This window comes from Oleiphilus sp. HI0086, from assembly GCF_001635225.1.
In genome coordinates this window covers 1-289 of the sequence record NZ_LWFZ01000439.1, presented here as the reverse complement: position 1 = coordinate 289, position 289 = coordinate 1, and the positions used below count along the sequence as shown (strand labels likewise).

The 289-nt window shown below is 48.1% G+C and carries 1 protein-coding gene; it reads right to left on the bottom strand.

Annotated features, from left to right (window positions below):
• The coding region (locus tag A3756_RS05465; RefSeq protein WP_231875492.1) for a glyceraldehyde 3-phosphate dehydrogenase NAD-binding domain-containing protein at nucleotides 1-289 on the bottom strand (289 nt) is incomplete at both ends.

Genomic DNA, 289 nt, shown 5'->3' with positions numbered 1-289 from the left:
TCACTGTCTTATCGAAGCTTTCATCACCTGGTTGAGAAACAAGCACGCGCCCGGCACCAGACTCCAAATGACCGGAAACCTGCTTAAGAGAACTAAAGCGACCAGTACACTCCATGACTAAATCTATACCCAGATCCTCCCAAGGAAGCATGCTAGGTTGCGAAAAACGTGTTAAGGCAATTAGGTCGTTCCCGACAACCATCTTCGAGTCACCCTGGACATCAACTGAAAGCGGGAATCTACCAAATGTCGTGTCGTACCGGGTCAAATAAGCAATCGTATCAGCATC